General features: G+C 67.6%; 19 protein-coding genes and 1 pseudogene. 9 read left to right on the top strand and 11 right to left on the bottom strand.

Annotated elements, in window-relative coordinates; translation table 11 throughout:
• The 5 genes from LCL61_RS24835 to LCL61_RS24815 form a co-directional block, all read right to left on the bottom strand.
• Positions 1-429 (bottom strand): hypothetical protein, encoded by a 429-nt coding sequence (locus LCL61_RS24835; protein ID WP_340681937.1) that lies wholly within the window; start codon positions 427-429, stop codon positions 1-3.
• A gap of 354 nt (positions 430-783) precedes the next feature.
• A complete protein-coding gene (locus LCL61_RS24830; protein WP_340681936.1) occupies positions 784-2,403 on the bottom strand; it encodes an acyl-CoA dehydrogenase family protein in 1,620 nt (539 codons plus the stop codon).
• The gene (locus LCL61_RS24825) at positions 2,387-2,992 is read right to left on the bottom strand and encodes a TetR/AcrR family transcriptional regulator (RefSeq protein ID WP_340681935.1); all 606 of its coding nucleotides are present in this window, start codon (positions 2,990-2,992) and stop codon (positions 2,387-2,389) included. Before LCL61_RS24825 ends, LCL61_RS24830 begins: the two co-directional genes overlap by 17 nt.
• Before the next feature lie 32 nt (positions 2,993-3,024).
• Positions 3,025-3,483, bottom strand: a complete 459-nt coding sequence (locus tag LCL61_RS24820; protein ID WP_340681934.1) for a peroxiredoxin family protein — start codon at positions 3,481-3,483, stop codon at positions 3,025-3,027.
• Positions 3,484-3,503: 20 nt separating this feature from the next.
• A complete protein-coding gene (locus tag LCL61_RS24815; protein ID WP_340681933.1) occupies positions 3,504-4,037 on the bottom strand; it encodes an RNA polymerase sigma factor in 534 nt (177 codons plus the stop codon).
• Between the two features lie 144 nt (positions 4,038-4,181).
• On the opposite strand from LCL61_RS24815, the gene LCL61_RS24810 reads away from it, so the two are divergent.
• Genes LCL61_RS24810 through LCL61_RS24795 form a run of 4 tightly spaced genes read left to right on the top strand, consistent with a single transcriptional unit; the run spans position 4,182 to position 6,874 of the window.
• Entirely contained in the window at positions 4,182-4,697 is a 516-nt protein-coding gene (locus LCL61_RS24810) for a DinB family protein (protein WP_340681932.1), read from the top strand.
• A gap of 2 nt (positions 4,698-4,699) precedes the next feature.
• A complete protein-coding gene (locus LCL61_RS24805) occupies positions 4,700-5,467 on the top strand; it encodes an NAD(P)-binding domain-containing protein (RefSeq protein ID WP_340681931.1) in 768 nt (255 codons plus the stop codon).
• The gene (locus LCL61_RS24800; RefSeq protein WP_340681930.1) at positions 5,464-6,222 is read left to right on the top strand and encodes a putative protein N(5)-glutamine methyltransferase; all 759 of its coding nucleotides are present in this window, start codon (positions 5,464-5,466) and stop codon (positions 6,220-6,222) included. The genes LCL61_RS24805 and LCL61_RS24800 overlap by 4 nt, the downstream gene beginning before the upstream one ends.
• Positions 6,223-6,232: 10 nt before the next feature.
• Positions 6,233-6,874: a class I SAM-dependent methyltransferase gene (locus LCL61_RS24795; RefSeq protein WP_340681929.1), complete on the top strand. Its 642-nt coding sequence runs from the start codon at positions 6,233-6,235 to the stop codon at positions 6,872-6,874.
• Position 6,875: 1 nt separating this feature from the next.
• Here the strand turns inward: LCL61_RS24795 and LCL61_RS24790 are convergent, their stop codons facing one another.
• The 3 genes from LCL61_RS24790 to LCL61_RS24780 form a co-directional block, all read right to left on the bottom strand.
• Positions 6,876-7,715, bottom strand: a complete 840-nt coding sequence (locus tag LCL61_RS24790) for a class I SAM-dependent methyltransferase (RefSeq protein ID WP_340681928.1) — start codon at positions 7,713-7,715, stop codon at positions 6,876-6,878.
• A gap of 152 nt (positions 7,716-7,867) precedes the next feature.
• Positions 7,868-8,254 carry a VOC family protein gene (locus LCL61_RS24785; RefSeq protein WP_340681927.1) on the bottom strand — a complete coding sequence of 129 codons (387 nt, stop codon included), beginning with the start codon at positions 8,252-8,254 and terminating at the stop codon, positions 7,868-7,870.
• Between the two features lie 31 nt (positions 8,255-8,285).
• Positions 8,286-8,804 carry a DUF4303 domain-containing protein gene (locus LCL61_RS24780; RefSeq protein ID WP_340681926.1) on the bottom strand — a complete coding sequence of 173 codons (519 nt, stop codon included), beginning with the start codon at positions 8,802-8,804 and terminating at the stop codon, positions 8,286-8,288.
• 184 nt (positions 8,805-8,988) lie between these two features.
• Here LCL61_RS24780 and LCL61_RS24775 point away from each other — a divergent pair, with 184 nt between their 5' ends.
• The gene (locus tag LCL61_RS24775) at positions 8,989-9,162 is read left to right on the top strand and encodes a hypothetical protein (RefSeq protein WP_340681925.1); all 174 of its coding nucleotides are present in this window, start codon (positions 8,989-8,991) and stop codon (positions 9,160-9,162) included.
• A gap of 625 nt (positions 9,163-9,787) precedes the next feature.
• Positions 9,788-10,768 carry a tyrosine-type recombinase/integrase gene (locus tag LCL61_RS24770; protein WP_340681924.1) on the top strand — a complete coding sequence of 327 codons (981 nt, stop codon included), beginning with the start codon at positions 9,788-9,790 and terminating at the stop codon, positions 10,766-10,768.
• A 1-nt stretch (position 10,769) separates the two neighbouring features.
• Here the strand turns inward: LCL61_RS24770 and LCL61_RS24765 are convergent, their stop codons facing one another.
• A complete protein-coding gene (locus tag LCL61_RS24765) occupies positions 10,770-11,153 on the bottom strand; it encodes a hypothetical protein (RefSeq protein ID WP_125677752.1) in 384 nt (127 codons plus the stop codon).
• Positions 11,154-11,188: 35 nt separating this feature from the next.
• A pseudogene (locus LCL61_RS24760) lies at positions 11,189-11,404 on the bottom strand (hypothetical protein); the annotation flags it as partial.
• Positions 11,405-11,479: 75 nt separating this feature from the next.
• On the opposite strand from LCL61_RS24760, the gene LCL61_RS24755 reads away from it, so the two are divergent.
• On the top strand, positions 11,480-12,259 hold the full coding sequence (locus LCL61_RS24755; RefSeq protein WP_340681923.1) for a glycerophosphodiester phosphodiesterase: 780 nt from the start codon (positions 11,480-11,482) through the stop codon (positions 12,257-12,259).
• 58 nt (positions 12,260-12,317) lie between these two features.
• Here LCL61_RS24755 and LCL61_RS24750 read toward each other — a convergent pair whose 3' ends face one another.
• Positions 12,318-12,992 carry a transglycosylase family protein gene (locus LCL61_RS24750; protein WP_185927100.1) on the bottom strand — a complete coding sequence of 225 codons (675 nt, stop codon included), beginning with the start codon at positions 12,990-12,992 and terminating at the stop codon, positions 12,318-12,320.
• Positions 12,993-13,250: 258 nt separating this feature from the next.
• On the opposite strand from LCL61_RS24750, the gene LCL61_RS24745 reads away from it, so the two are divergent.
• Positions 13,251-14,651, top strand: coding sequence for an MFS transporter (locus LCL61_RS24745; protein WP_340681922.1), 1,401 nt, complete (start codon positions 13,251-13,253; stop codon positions 14,649-14,651).
• 30 nt (positions 14,652-14,681) lie between these two features.
• Entirely contained in the window at positions 14,682-15,440 is a 759-nt protein-coding gene (locus LCL61_RS24740; protein WP_340681921.1) for a thymidine kinase, read from the top strand.
• Positions 15,441-15,442: the final 2 nt, after the last annotated feature.

The following is a 15,442-nucleotide window of genomic DNA, read 5'->3' as shown; positions in this document are numbered from 1 at the left end:
CTATTTCCTGTTGAGCCGGACGATCCCCTCGTCGCCCTGCACCGCGACGACGGCGATCACCTGCCGGTTGATCTGGTGCACCATCCCCGGCGGACCCGACACCGCCCCGCCCATCCCGCCGGAAGCCGGGGCGAGACCTACCTTCCCGGCCTGGACCGTGACCGCGAGCGGTCCGGCGCCGCCGTCGTTGGGGACCTGGTCGCCGGTCCGGACCAGCACCTCGCACTCCCCATCGGAGCAGGCCTTCAGGTTCCGTCCGTCCGCCGCGACGAACGGCGCGCCGGACGGGGCCGCCGCCTCCATCAGCACACTTCCCGCGGAAGGCCTCGAACTCGCCGCGGCGAAGATCGGCGTCGGAGTCGCTGTCGCGCAGCCGGCGGCGAACAGCGCCAGGGGGACCAGGACCAGGCATCTTCGGCGATCGACCATGACCGACGAACGTAGCCGAAGCGCGAGCCCTTGCATGCACCCGAATTCCGCAATCGTGCGGCTGTTCGCAGTGCTCGGCGCCGGTCCGACCGGGGGAGTCGGCCGGACCGGCGCAGCACGTGGTCATGCGGGCACCGAGAGTCCGGAACGCGCGAAAAGGACTCACTTACCTGCGCGACACCTCGACATACCTCGGCAGGGCCGCCACCCAAGGAACTCAGCGAGGAGTGAAGGCCTCCTTGCCTACCTTCAGGGTAGGCAAGGAGGCCTTCACGGACNCCTTGCCTACCTTCAGGGTAGGCAAGGAGGCCTTCACGGACGAGCTGTCATCGGGAGGCCGACCCTCCCGGCCGCTCAGACCTCCGCACGGGCGATGATCGCCCGCGTGTCCACTCCGGACGGAAGCGTCCCGAACGCGACGCCCCAGTCGCCGCCCAGCCGCGACGCGCAGAACGCGTCGGCCACCGCCGGCGTCCCGTGCCGCACCAGCAACGAACCCTGCAGCACGAGCGCCATCGACTCGACCAGCCGCCGCGCCCGGTACTCGATGTCCGACAGATCCGACAGTTCCTTGCGCAGCCTGCCCACCGCGTCGTCCAGCCGCGTGTCGGCACCGGACGCCCGCTCGACCTCCGCGAAATACGCCGCCACCGACTCCGGCTGCTTCGCCATCGCCCGCAGCGCGTCCAGCGCCGCGACATTGCCCGAGCCCTCCCAGATCGACATCAGCGGAGCCTCACGGTAGAGCCGCGGCATCCCCGACTCTTCGACGTACCCGTTCCCGCCAAGGCATTCCAGCGCCTCCACCGCATGCGACGGACCGCGTTTGCACACCCAGTACTTCGTCACCGCCAGCCCCAGCCGCCGGAACGCCTGCTCCTGCTCGTCCTCCGGCCGGTCGGTCGCCGACGCGAGCCGCATCCCGACCGTCGTCGCCGCCTCGGACTCCACGACGAGGTCCGCGAGCACGTTGCCCATCAACGGCTGATCCACCAGATTCGCCCCGAACGCCTGCCGATGCCGCGCGTGGTGGACCGCCCGCACGGCGCCGTACCGCATGCCCGCCGCGCTCCCGACCGCGCAGTCCAGCCGGGTGTTGTTCACCATCTCGATGATGGTGCGCACCCCGCGGCCTTCCTCGCCGATCAGCCAGCCGATCGCCTCGTCGTACTCGATCTCCGACGACGCGTTGGACCGGTTGCCCAGCTTGTCCTTCAGCCGCTGCAACCGGATCCCGTTGCGCGTGCCATCCGGCAGGACCCGGGGGAGCAGGAAGCACGACAGCCCGCCCGGCGCCTGCGCCAGCGTCAGGAACATGTCCGACATCGGCGCCGAGGTGAACCACTTGTGCCCGACGATCACATAGCTGCCGTCCCCGAGCGGACGCGCCGTGGTCGTGTTCGCCCGGACGTCGGAACCGCCCTGTTTCTCCGTCATCGACATCCCGGCGATGAGCCCACGCTTCGAACTTGGCTCACGCAACCCGAAGTCGTACTCCGTCGCCGCCAGCAACGGCTCGTACCGCGCGGACAGCTCGGGGTTGAACCGCAACGCCGGAACCGCCGCGTACGTCATCGAAATCGGGCACGTGTGCCCCGCGTCGACCTGGCCCCAGACGTACATCTTCGCCGCCCGTGCCGCGTGCGCGCCCGGCCGGGAATCCCGCCACGCTGCCGCATGCAGCCCATAGGACACCGCGACGTCCATCAGATCGTGCCAGTGCGGGTGGAACTCGACCTCGTCGATCCGGTTCCCGACCCGGTCGTGCGTCCGCAGCACCGGCTCGTTCTCGTTGACCAGCCTGCCCCAATCCTGAACCTGCTCGCTCCCGGCCAGCCTGCCGAGGGCGTGGACCTCGGCCACCGCCCAGCCCGCGCCCGCCCGTTCCAGCCCTTCCAGCAAGGCCGGATCGGCGGCGACGTCGTACTCCGCCAGCGGCGGGACCTGATTGGTGACCTCATGAGTGCTCGGCATCGGAACCTCCCAAGGAACGCAGGACGAAAGTGCGCAGCCCGGACACCTCGTCCGCGCTGCCGGTGGTCAACGGGCCGATCAGCACCTCGGCGGCCGCCCCGACGAGCGCCGCCGCGGTGACGTCCGCGTCCTGGGCGGGCAGCACCCCGGACCGGACGCCGTCGGCCACGAGCTGGGCCACGACGTCACGAAAGGCCCGCCGGAACACCAGCCGCTCGGCCTCGATCGGCGCGTCGACGGGCTCGGCGAGCAGCGCGTACGCCATTCGCGGGGTCTTCAGCGCCCGGCTCGCGAAGGTGTCGAAGACCGCTACGACCCGCTCGGCCGGCGTGCCAGGCCGCTCCGACACCTCGCGCACCGCCTCGACCTCACGCGTGACGACCTTGCGGAACAACTCCACGACCAGGGCGGCCTTGGTGGGGTAGTGGCGGTACACGCTCCCGACCGCCACGCCCGCCCGTTCGGCCACCGCCGACACCGAGCAACCCGCGTACCCGCGCTCGGCCAATTGCTCCACGGCGGCGGCGAGGACGGCGTCACGCTGGGCGTCCAGGCGCTCCTGGACCTTCGGTGTACGGCGATACGGCACCCAAGAAGTGAAGCACTGATTCACACCTTCAGTCAACGCACCCCGGCGAGCCCTTCCACTGCCTTGGCGATGCCCTTCCTGTCGTAAGCACTGGTCGGCATGGTCGCCGCATGGGCATGCCGGACCACCCCGTCCCGGTCGATCAGCACACTGCCCGACTGCTGCAGCATCTTCTTCGCCAGCCCGAACGCCTCATGCGGCGTGCCGTCCCGGCCCGAGACCACCCGGAGCGACAACCCGCGCTTCGCTCGCCACGCCTTGGCCTCCGCCCGGCCTTCGGGAACCGCCACCAACACCCGCACACCGGCCGCCGCCAGCTCCTCGGACCGCGCCGCCAGGTCCTTCACATGGCCGGTGCACACAGGACAGGTGGTCGAGCGCATGAAATAGATCAGCACGCTTGCCGTACCGCGGAACTCCGAAAGCCGCACGACCTGCCCGGTCGTGTCCTCCAGCGCGACATCAGGGACCGTGGAACCGATTTCGAGCATGAAAACTCCTCAAAAGAAGGTCAGGAAGCGGGGTCGTCGAGAAAGACACGGACCGTCGCCCGCGCACGGTGCAGCCGGGACTTCATCGCGGCCGTGCTCAGACCGAGCGCGTCGGCGACCGCCCGGCCCGAATGCCCCTGGATGTCACGCATGATCAAGACGCGACGCTGGTCGGCGGGCAACTCGGCGATCGCCGCGGCCACCCGCTGCGCCTCCAGCCGATCCAACGCGTCTTCCTCGGCCGAAACCACCGCGACGGAATCCGCCGGACCCGCACCACGTACCACCCGGCGGGCCCGCCGCAGGCATTCGTTGCGCACGATCCGGAACATCCACGACGCGAGCGCACCCGTGGCACGCAGCGTGCCGATCTTCCGGTACAGGATGATCAGCGCCTCCTGCGCCGAATCCTCCGCGTCCTCCGGCGAAGCACACAGCGACCGCGCGAACCGCTGCACATGCGGATGGGAACCCGAGACCAGGGCGGCGATGGCGGACGCGTCCCCGCCCTGCGCCGCCACGATCAACGATTCCCTCGGCCACTCGGCCTCCACGACAACCTCCTCCTGCGCCGAGCTTGTCCCGGCCCCTACAAGAGCCGCGACCCTCGCGAAAGGATTCAGCAGCCGTCACGTGACCCCGCTCACCCCAGCGGGCGCACCACGAACCCCACGTCACCCGATGGCATGATCGCCGCTATGACATGGACCGCCCCCGAGGTGACCCGGCCGTCCGGCGACACCGCCGCCGACGAGCGGACCCTCCTGCCCTCCCTGCTGGCCTGGCACCGCAGCACCTTCCTCCACAAACTCGCCGGCCTCACCGGAGAACAGCTCGCCACGGCATCGGTCCCGCCGTCGAACATGACCCTGCTCGGCCTCGTCCGGCACCTCGCCAAGGTCGAACGCTTCTGGTTCCGCCTGCGCTACGCCGCACAGGACATCGAACCCCTCTACGACCCCGCCCTCGGCAAGGACCACGACTTCGAAGCCCTCGACTCCGCCAAAGCCGAAGAGGCGTACGACATCCTCCTGGACGAGATCCGGCTCGCCGACGAAGCCGCCGCCGAAGGATCCCTCGACGACACCTTCGACCTCGGCGGGAACCCGTTCTCGCTGCGCATGCTCTACCTCCACATGATCGGCGAATACGCCCGCCACAACGGCCACGCCGACCTCATCCGCGAACGCGTCGACGGCCACACGGGAGCCTGACCATGGAATACGGATTCGTCGGCGCGGGCGAGATCACCGCCGCCATCGTCGAAGGCCTCAGCAAGGACATCACCGACCCGCCCTCGGTCTTCCTCTCACCCCGCAGCCGCAGCGTCGGCCAAGAACTCTCGGCACGCTTCGCCAACGTCGAAGTCCGCGACAGCAACCAAGCCGTCCTCGACAGCGCCACGACCATCGTTCTCGCCGTCCGCCCGCCGATCGCCGAAGAAGTCCTTCGAGACCTCACCTTCCGGCCCGACCACGTCCTGATCAGCGCCCTCGCCGGCGTCCCTCTCGACCGGCTGCGCGACTGGGCCGCCCCCGCCCGCGAAGTCGTCCGGAGCATTCCCCTGCCCCCGGCCGCGCGCCGCCAAAGCCTCACCGCGATGTACCCCGACAACCCCGAAGCCCGAGCCCTCTTCGACAGCATCGGCGGCAGCGTCGTCCCCGCCGACGAGACGGACCTCGACGTCTTCAGTGGCGCCACGGCCACCTTCGCCGCCCACCTCGACTACCTCGGCACCATCGCCGCCTGGATGACCGACCAAGGCATCGAGGACACCACGGCGACCGCCTTCACCAGCCACATCTTCGGCCAGCTCGGACACTCCCTCGTCCAGCAGAGCGGCTCCCTCGAAACCCTCACCGGCAAACACATGACCCCCGGCGGGCTCAACGAACAGTTCCTCACCGACCTGCGCACCAACGGCGTCCCCGACACCGTCCGCCAGGCCCTCGACGGAATCCTCGCCAGACTGCGAGACCAGTGACCGTCGTCGAAAGGCTCCGAGCCGCAGGATGCGTCTTCGCCGAAGACGAAGCCCGCCTGATCACCACCGAAGCCCGCACCCCCGACGAACTCGACACCATGGTCCAGCGCCGCATCGACGGCGAACCGCTCGAAGTCATCCTCGGCTGGGCGGAATTCCACGGACTGCGCATCACCGTCGAACCCGGCGTCTTCGTGCCACGGCAACGATCAGAACTCCTCGTCCGCCACGCCGTCACCCTCGCCGGACCAGAAGCGGTCGTCCTCGACCTCTGCTGCGGCACCGGCGCGCTCGGCGCCGCCATCGCCGCCGAACTCGGCGACATCCGGCTCTACGCGGCCGACATCGAGCCCGCCGCAGTCCGCTGCGCCCGCATCAACGTCGCCCAAGCCAGGGGAGAGGTCTTCGAAGGCGACCTCTACACACCACTACCCTCGACGCTACGGGGCCGCGTCGACATCCTGGTCGTCAACGCCCCGTACGTCCCCACCGACGCCATCGCGATGATGCCGCCCGAAGCACGCGACCACGAACCCCGCGTCGCCCTCGACGGCGGGCACGACGGGGTCGACGTCCACCGCCGCGTCGCCGCCGAAGCCCCACAATGGCTCGCACCAGGCGGGCACCTGCTGATCGAAACCGGCGAAAGCCAGGCCGTGAGCACCGCGGAAGCCATGGCACACAACGGATTGATCCCCGAAGTGGTCACCGACGAAGCGCTGTACGCGACGATTGTTGTCGGTGCTCGGGTCTAGGGTCGCCGCCGTGACCGACTACCTCCAAACCACCCGCACCGCCTACGACACGGTCGCGGCCGACTACGCCGAACTCCTCCGCGACCACCTCGCCGGCTCCACCTGGGACCGGGCCGTGCTCGGTGCCTACGCCGAACTCGTCCAGGCCGCCGGCGGCGGCCGCGTCGCCGAAATCGGCTGCGGACCCGGCCGCATCACCGAGTACCTCCACCAGCTGGGCCTCGACATCCATGGCGTCGACCTCTCGCCGGAGATGGTCGCCGTCGCCCGCAAATCGTATCCGCACCTGGACTTCCAGGTCGGGGAGATGCCCGGCTTGTCCATTGAGGACGGTGCATTGGCCGGCGTCGTCGCGTGGTACTCCATCATCCACACACCGCGAGAGCGGCTACCGGAGATCTTCGCCGACTTCCACCGGATCCTCGCCCCGGGCGGCCACCTGCTCGTGGCCTTCCAGGTCGGCGACGAAATACGCCACATCGAACACGCGTACGGGCACGACATCACCTGCGACGCCTACCGCCTGCCACCCGAGAAGATCACCGAACAGCTGGGGGAGGCGAAGTTCAGCGTGCTCTCCACCCTCGTCCGTGAGCCGTCCGAGGAATTCGAAAGCACGCCACAGGCCTACTTGATCGCCCGCAAGCAGTAGCTCAAGGACGCCGAGCCTCGACGAGCCAGGCCGCCGAGCCGTAGAAAACGCCTCGGTCGGTCTGGTGCTCGGCGAGATCGGCTCGCAAGGCATCCACAGCCGCGGCGCGAGCGGCCTCATCCAGGTCGCTCAACCGGCCACCATGCTGCTCGACGATGAACTCGGCCGCATCATCCACGTCGCGGCCGAAGTACATCGGCTTGTTCACCGCGGTACACCGGACGTCGGAGTACCCGGCCGACACCAGCAATCTCTCGGTCTCGGCCGGGTCGCTCAGCGCGAGATCCGACGACGGCACCGCACGACCCGCCGCGAAGATCGTCCGGAACGTGGTGATCCACTCGTTGAGCCGCAACGGCTGCCACGTCAGCAGGACCACACGGCCACCAGGCCGGGTCGCCCTGGCCAAGTTGGAGAACGCGGCCAGGGGAGTACCGAAGAACATCGATCCATGCCTGCTGATCACCACATCGAACCGCGCCTCGGCGAACGGATGGATCTGCGCGTCCACCTGTGCGAAAGAGACGTTGGGAACGCCTTCCTCCTCGGCGAGCCGACGAGCGAGAACCAGCATCTCACCGGAGAGGTCGACACCCAGCGCGGAACCGTCACTGGCGAACCGCGCCGCGTCCCGCGTCGTCTGACCCGCACCGCAACCGACATCGAGGACGTGGTCGGTCGGCCTGATGCCGGCCGCGGCGAAGAACGTGTCGCGATAAGCAGCGACGCCGTCGTTGAAACGCTGCGCGCGCTTCGCCCAAAGAGCGCCGTCGTCACCGTCCCACGCCATCAACATCCGCTCGTTCGACGGATCGACACGCACAGCCGCGCTCTCGGACATTTCGGCAACCCCCAGGTTCGCTTCCGGAGGACGACCCTAGCGCGAGCCCCTCAGCGGAACGCGGCGACGTCCCTCGCGGCCCAATCGGCGAACGACCGCTGACAAAGTTCGGCAGGGACGCAGTGAGCCACTAGTGGGACTGTTCGACCGGATCACCCGGCGTCTGGTCCCGCCCGACGCGAAGTAGCGTTGGCGATGTTGACCATCCAAGTGATCCCGAACTTGTCCACCAGCGCGCCGGCCTCGTCGCCCCACACCTGCTTCTCCAGAGGCATGGTCACCGCGCCGCCGACGGACAACTTCTCGAAATGGCCGCGGAGTTCGCCGTCGCCACCGAGGTAGACCGCGACGTTGTTGCCAGGGGAGTGCGGCACGTCCTCGACCTGGCCGTCAACGTCGCAAGCCATCAGCGTGTATCCGTGCGGGGTGTCGAGTTGGGCGTGTATGACCTTGTCGGCGTTGGGGGAGTCCGGTGAACCGAAGTCCGCGATAGTGCCGATCTCCAGCTTGCCGCCGAGCACCTGCCGGTAGAACTCCATCGCCTGCTGTGGCGGGTATTCGACGCAGGATTCAGGCCCAGTAGGCCAGCCAAGCGTTCAACGCCGGCCCGGGCGGGTTGAGCCGACGAGCGCGGGCGACGTTCTCCTCGTCGTCAGGAACGACCTCGGCCAGAACCAGCACGTTCTCGCGAGCTTCGCCGACACCGAACAGCCCCTCGTCAGAGAGCCTGCGCAGCGCCGTCTCCACCACACGAAGCCGAAGATCGAACTCCGCGTCGGAGGCATCGTCATCGGCGATGTCGAACACCTCCGGCCGGGCGGCGAACAGCTCGCGGACCGGCTTCAGATGTTCCTCGCCAACAATCGAAAACGGTGAATCGGCGTAGAAGTAGCGGACATCCTCGGCGTCTGGTCGCTGTACCAGCGCCTCGTGCGACCACGCCGACAACGCCGGGCCGAACGCTTCGCCGGGCGTGGTCAGCGTGATGTAGTAGAACGTGTGGCCGGGGTTGTCGCGGAACAGGTCGGCGACGGCTGCACGAGTGGCCGTGGTCAACGCGTCTGCAAGGTCGGCTTCGGGTGGAATCACCAGGGCATCGAACCACGGCCCATCGTGTTGGACATGCCGACTGATTCTCGAGACCAAGTACTGCTGGCCTGCAGATGGTGAACGTCTCGCGGAGCGGGCCCGTGAGGCGTGGACGGCAACGATCGAGGCATTGCCTCTCGGGACGTCGGTCGCAGGCGAGGTGATCGGACGCCAGCCTTTCGGTGTGTTCGTGCGGATCGATGGTGTGCCCGACGCGGTCGGCTTGGCCGAGGTGACGTCGATGCCGCGTGAAGCGTCACTGCCGGCTGCCGGAGACACTGTCGTCGGCGAGGTCATGGGCCATGCCGACCATAATCATCAGGTCAGGATCCGGCTCGTCAGCTCACGCGAGCCCTAGAACGGCTCAAATCGTGCATCAGTCAGCTGCGCCGGCAGTCCGAGCGGCCGCGCAAGGGTTCCGAGCGCTTACTTGACATAATGTACATTATCGGCACTTTTGCTGACCTGGATAACGATGGTCGAGAGGGGCCTCGATGCAGGCGCGAAGGGGTCCTTCGTCGCATGTCATGCAGCGAAAGCGCCCTTCGCCGCGCCTGATGCGGGCATGGCTCCCTTTGGCTCGCCCTGAACCGGGTCGCCACAGATCTCCTGAGGCGACCCATGGCACCCCCGGCGACGCGAAACGGAGGTCCGATCACCCAGCCCCAATACGTCACAGTGACGAATCGATGCGGGTCTCACGGAGCCGTTGATGATCAATGGAGGCGTCAGGCACGGTTGGATCTTGTCGAGTCGTCCAGTCTGGCGACGACTCGGACCCAAGCGCCGCCCAGGTGGCCCACGTGTCATAAAAGGGTCGTTCCTGACGTTTTTCATCCTGAATAACCCTTTCATGACACCCCGGAGAGCGGCGGGCGAACCGGGATCCCCCGCGAGGGGTCTCCGGACCCATCACTCCGTTTCATGCATAATCACTATTATGCATGAAATAGAATATAACCGAGTGTAAGACTGTCGGTGCCATGCGGTACAAGATGTTCATGAGGGTTTCCGAGGCACAGCAAGCCTTTTTCGCCGCACGTCGTCCCCGTAAGGATTCTCCTCACACCACCGACGCCTACCGCCGCGACCTCGCCGGCATCACCGCACTTCTACTCCGCGAGCTGGACCGCTCCCCTGACGAACTCACTGTCGAGATGCTCACCGCCCAGGCGCTCCGCAACGCCTTCGGTGCCTTCGCGGACACCCACGCGAAGAGTTCGGTGCTCCGTGCCTGGTCGACCTGGAATCAGTTCCTCACCTTCTGCGTGTCCGACGGGTTGCTCGCGGGCAATCCGATGGGCGCGGTCGCCCGGCCGAAGGCGCCTCCGCTGACGCCGAAACCGTTGCGCGGTGAGGAAACCCCGGAGCAGCTGCTCGCCGCCGCCGCCGACGGCTCGCGCCGGACGCGAGATCCATGGCCGGAGCGGGACGTCTTGGTGATCGCGCTGGGGCTGGTCGCCGGGCTGCGTGCCGCCGAGATGCGGGCCCTGACGGCGCGATCGCTGGTCGGCCGTCAGGGCGAGATGCGGCTGCACGTCCATGGCAAGGGAAGCCGCGACCGGTCGATCCCGGTGCAGCCGATCATGGAGAAGATCATCGAGGAGTACCTGGCCTCCTGTCGTCGGCGGTTCCCGCAGCAACGGTTCGGGCCCTCCACTCCCCTCCTCCGGGATCGTGCGGGCGAGCCGATCGGCCGCGGCGCGCTCGAGTACCTCGTCAAATCCTGCTATCGGTGGGCAGGCCTGCACGACCGCGTGCCGGTCGGGGCGAACCTCCACGCGTTGCGGCACACCTTCGCGACAAGGCTGGCGGAGGACGGCGCGACGGCGTCCGAGATCATGGCTTTGCTGGGGCACGCGAGCCTCGCGACCAGCCAGAACTACATCGAGGCGACCGGACGTGAGCAGCGTGCGGCGGCCGCGAGCAACCGGACGTACCGGGCGCTGGACGGGATCGTGTAGCTCAGCGGAGTTGTTCGAGGTCCTTGGCGGCTTGGGCGATCTCGCCGGCGAGGCCACGGAGTTCGGCGACGGAAGCGCCGTCGTCGGCCGCGGTGACGACGTCTTCGGCGGCGCAGCGGAGTTGGAAGAGCCTGTCCTGCAGGGTGGCGATCTCGGTGTCGGAGAGGACGACGGCGTCTTCGGGGAGGCCGCTGCGTTGGAGGGCGGTGCGGCGTTCGTAAGCGCGCTGGCGGCAGGATTGTCCACAGTAGCGGCGGCGCCTGCCGACGTTGCCGCCTTGTTCGAGCCGCCGCCCGCACCATCCGCAGTGTTTGGGTACCCCCGCGCGGCGGAGCTCGGACACCTCTTCGGCGGATGTCTTCGGGTGTTCGGCCACTTCCCTCACGGATCAGACCCTAGCTGGCCATCCGACGATCATGCCGAGGCGACGACGGCGTCTTCGGGGAGGCCGCTGCGTTGGAGGGCGGTGCGGCGTTCGTAAGCGCGCTGGCGGCAGGATTGTCCACAGTAGCGGCGGCGCCTGCCGACGTTGCCGCCTTGTTCGAGCCGCCGCCCGCACCATCCGCAGTGTTTGGGTACCCCCGCGCGGCGGAGCTCGGACACCTCTTCGGCGGATGTCTTCGGGTGTTCGGCCACTTCCCTCACGGATCAGACCCTAGCTGGCCATCCGACGATCATGCCGAGGCCACGACCAAAGTGCACACTAGTGGGGTGCCGAAACCGTTTCCATACCTCGCCGACCCGCTCCCGCGTGCCTTCGCCCATCGGGGCTGGCACCTCGGTGACCTGGAAGGACTGGAGAACTCGTTGCCTGCCTTCCAGCAGGCGGTGACGGAGGGTTATCGCTACCTGGAGACGGATGTGCACGCGACGTCGGATGGTGTGGTGGTCGTTCATCACGACGCGTCGTTGGACCGGACGACGGACGGCGCGGGGTTGATCTCCCGGCAGACGTGGGCCCAGTTGCGAACGGTCAAGGTCGGTGGCCGTGCGCCGTTGTCGCGGCTGGAGGACGTCCTCGAGGAGCTGCCGGAGGCGCGGTTCAACATCGATGTGAAGTCGAACGAGGCGGTGGGGCCCTTCGTGCGGGCGATCGAGCGGACCGGGGCATACGACCGGGTCGCGGCGGCGTCGTTCTCCGACGCGCGGCTGGCGCGGATCCGGAAGCTGGCGGGACCGAAGCTGGTCACCGCGATGGGGCCGCGTTCGGTGGCGGTGATGTGGGCGAACGGGTTCTTGCCGCTGGTGTCGTTGCGTGCCTTGTCACGGGGTGCGATGGCGCAGGTGCCGGTGCGGCAGGGGCGGTTGAAGGTGGTGGACCGGGCGTTCCTGCGGCAGGCGACGCGTGGGGGTTTCGAGGTCCACACGTGGACGGTGGACGATCCGGCGGAGATGCGGCTGTTGCTGGATCTCGGGGTGCACGGGATCGTGACGGACCGGCCGGATCTGCTGCGTGACGTTCTTCGGGAACGCGGCGTTTGGCCTTCCTGATCCGCGTTTAGTCCTCTAAATGCGTTGTAAGCGCATTTAGAGGACTAAACGCGGGGCGTCATCGGGGTGCTTTTCCGTTCCAGGCGGCGTCCCAGGTCTTGGGGCCGAGCCGTCCTGAGTCGTTGATGCCGTTGGCTCGCTGGAGGGCGAGGACGGCTTCGCGGGTTTTGTCGTAGTAGCAGCCTGTGCCGGTGAAGCCGTAGCCGAAGGCGTTCATCCGCAGCTGGAACTGCTTCAGTGGTGGCGCGCAGTCGCCGTAGGCGTAGACGACGCCGGGCCAGGCGGGTTTGGGTCCGCCGGGCGGTGCGGGCGGGGTGGGCTTCGGTTTGGGCGCAGGCGGCGGGGCGGGTTGTCCTCCCCCGCCGATGTAGGCGGAGTCGGCATAGGACGGGACGCGTTTGCTGCGGCCGTCGCTGTCGTTGCGGAAGCCGAGTTTGCCGGCGCATTCCCAGGGTTGCCAGCCGCGCATGCGGTAGAGGTAGAGGGCCCGGTAGTCCTGCTCGCGGGGGGTGGCCTGGTCGGGTCGCCCTTGGCCGCCGACGCTGCGCCAGGTGGGCAGGTCGAACTGGTAGGCGCCGTAGTAGCCGTTGCCGGTGTTGATGTTGTAGCGCCCGCTCGATTCACACATGCGGAGCTTGGCCCAGTGGGAGCCGTGGGGATCCGCGGCGGCGGATCCGGTGGTGGCGATCTGCAGGCCCGTCACGGCGAGGGCGAGCAGGAGCGTTCTCGCCACTACGCGGTGTGCTGTGCGAAGGCGATGGGTCCTCATGAGCGGAACAGTAAGTATCAGTCCCGTGCTTCACAAGAGTCACAGATCGCTCACCAGCCTCACATGAAACACACGGGGATCGTGGCAGCGACACGCCGACGATGGCCGGGAAGGGTTCGTCCCGCGTCGAAACGAACACGGTCCGGACTCGCGCCGGACAGGCGGGTGTGATCACCAGTAGTCTCCCGCTGACCTCGACGTTCTCGACTTCAGGAGCAGTGCATGACGGTGGCCGTGACCCGTGAACGCAAGCGGGTGTGGCGGGCTTGGTACCTCTACGACTGGGCCAATTCGCCGTTCTATTCGTCGGTGATCACCGTCTTCGGAGCGCTCTATTTGAGTGAAGTCGCGTCCGCGGACGCGAAGGCGAATTTCACCCTTAACGGGGACAGGGCGTGCACCGATTCGAGTGGAGCTTCGAGCACGCTGCAGAACTGCGACGTCTCGTTGTTCGGGCTCGAGTTCCCCGCGGGTTCGTTGTGGGGGTATCTGCTGTCGATCGCGACGGTGACGCAGGTGCTGGTGCTGCCGATCGCCGGCGCGATCGCGGACCGAAGCAGGCACAAGCGGCGGATCCTCGGTGGGTTCGCGTTCCTGGGCGCGGTGGCGTCGGCGCTTATGTTCTTCATCGCGGGGACGAACTGGGAGGTCGGGGTCTGGACGTTCATCCTGGCCAACATCGGTTACGGCGGTGCGCTGGTCGTCTACTACTCGTTCCTGGTGGACATCGCGGAGCCTGACGAGCGGGACGCGGTGTCGTCGAAGGGTTGGGCCTTCGGGTATCTCGGCGGTGGTCTGGCGCTGGCGCTGCAGCTCGGCTTCTTCCTCGGGCACGAGGCTTTCGGGGTGAGCGAGTCGCTCGCCGTCCGGATCTGCTTCCTGACGTCGGGGATCTGGTGGGCGGTGTTCACGATCCCGGCGGTGCGGGCGCTCCCCCAGACTCACGTACCGAAGTCGGGTGAGCGGGGCCTGTCGGTGTTGACGGCCGGGTTCAAGGAGCTGAAGCGGACGATCAAGGACGCGCGGGCCTATCCCCTGACGCTGGCGTTCCTCGGCAGCTATCTGGTCTTCACCGACGGGATCACGACGGTGGTGGCGGTGTCGGCGCAGTACGGCAAGGACGAGCTGAAGTACAGCACCCAGGTGCTCATCGTCACGATCCTGGTGATCCAGTTCCTGGCGTACGCCGGGGCGATGATCCACGGGGCGATCGCGGCGCGGATCGGGGCGAAGAAGACGATTCTGGGCAGTTTGGTGGCCTGGGTGGCTGTGCTGTGCTTCGCGTTCTTCATCCAGTCCGGCCAACCGCTGCAGTTCTACGCGGTGGCGGTCGGGATCGGGCTGGTGCTGGGCGGAACGAACGCGTTGTCGCGGTCGTTGTTCGGGCAGATGATCCCGGAAGGGAAGGACGCGCAGTACTTCTCGCTGTACGTGGTCGGTGAGCGGGGGACGTCGTGGCTCGGTCCGCTGTTGTTCGCGGCGGTCGGGCAGATCACCGGCTCGTTCCGGTACGCGATCATCGCTCTGGTGATCTTCTTCGTGCTCGGTTTCGTGTTCGTGTGGCTGGTGCCGGTGCGCCGGGCGATCGAGGCGGCGGGCAACCGACCACCGGCGGTGCTGTGAGGGCGGAGCGTGCCGATAGGGTCGGGCGTCGTGACCGTACTGAAGGAGAGTGGCCCGGATCCCACGGACGCGTTGTCGTCGGTGCCGGTGGCGGGTTCACGGCGGGGTGTGCCGGTCGTCGGGAAGCTGAAGTTCTGTTACGGGCCGATGGACTGCGGGAAGTCGACGCTGGCTTTGCAGATCGACCACAACCACGCGCGGCAGGGTCGTCGTGGGATGGTGCTGGTGCGGCATGACCGGTCCGGGGAGCCGCAGATCACGAGCCGGATCGGATTGACGCGCAAGGCGATCGAGGTGGGGAACGAGACCGATCTGCGGTTGCTGGTGCGTGAGCAGTGGGCGGCCGGGCGGCATGTGGATTACCTGATCGTCGACGAGGCGCAGTTCTTGTCGCCCGATCAGGTGGATCAGCTGGCCGAACTGGCGGATGACGTTCAGATCGACGTGTACTGCTTCGGGATCGCGACGGATTTCCGGAGTGTGTTGTTCCCGGGTGCGGCGCGGTTGTTCGAGCTGGCGGACGAGTTGCAGCCGGTTCAGGTCGAGGTGCTGTGCTGGTGCGGGCAGACGGGGCGGTTCAACGCGCGGGTGTCCGACGGCGAAGTGCTGCGGGCCGGGGACACCGTGGTGGTGGCGGATACCGAACAGATGGTCGTTGAAACTTCATCGGCATCACGTTCTGAGGGCGAGCCGAATACGGTCCGTTATCAGGTATTGTGCCGACGCCACTTTCGACTGGGCGACCTGGGGCCCACCTCGGCCCAACACGGTCAGTTACGGTTGACGTGACA

Source organism: Amycolatopsis coloradensis (genome assembly GCF_037997115.1).
Classification (GTDB): Bacteria; Actinomycetota; Actinomycetes; order Mycobacteriales; family Pseudonocardiaceae; genus Amycolatopsis; species Amycolatopsis coloradensis_A.
The sequence above is the reverse complement of the archived record's forward strand: the minus strand, read 5'-3'. Positions and strand labels throughout refer to the sequence as shown.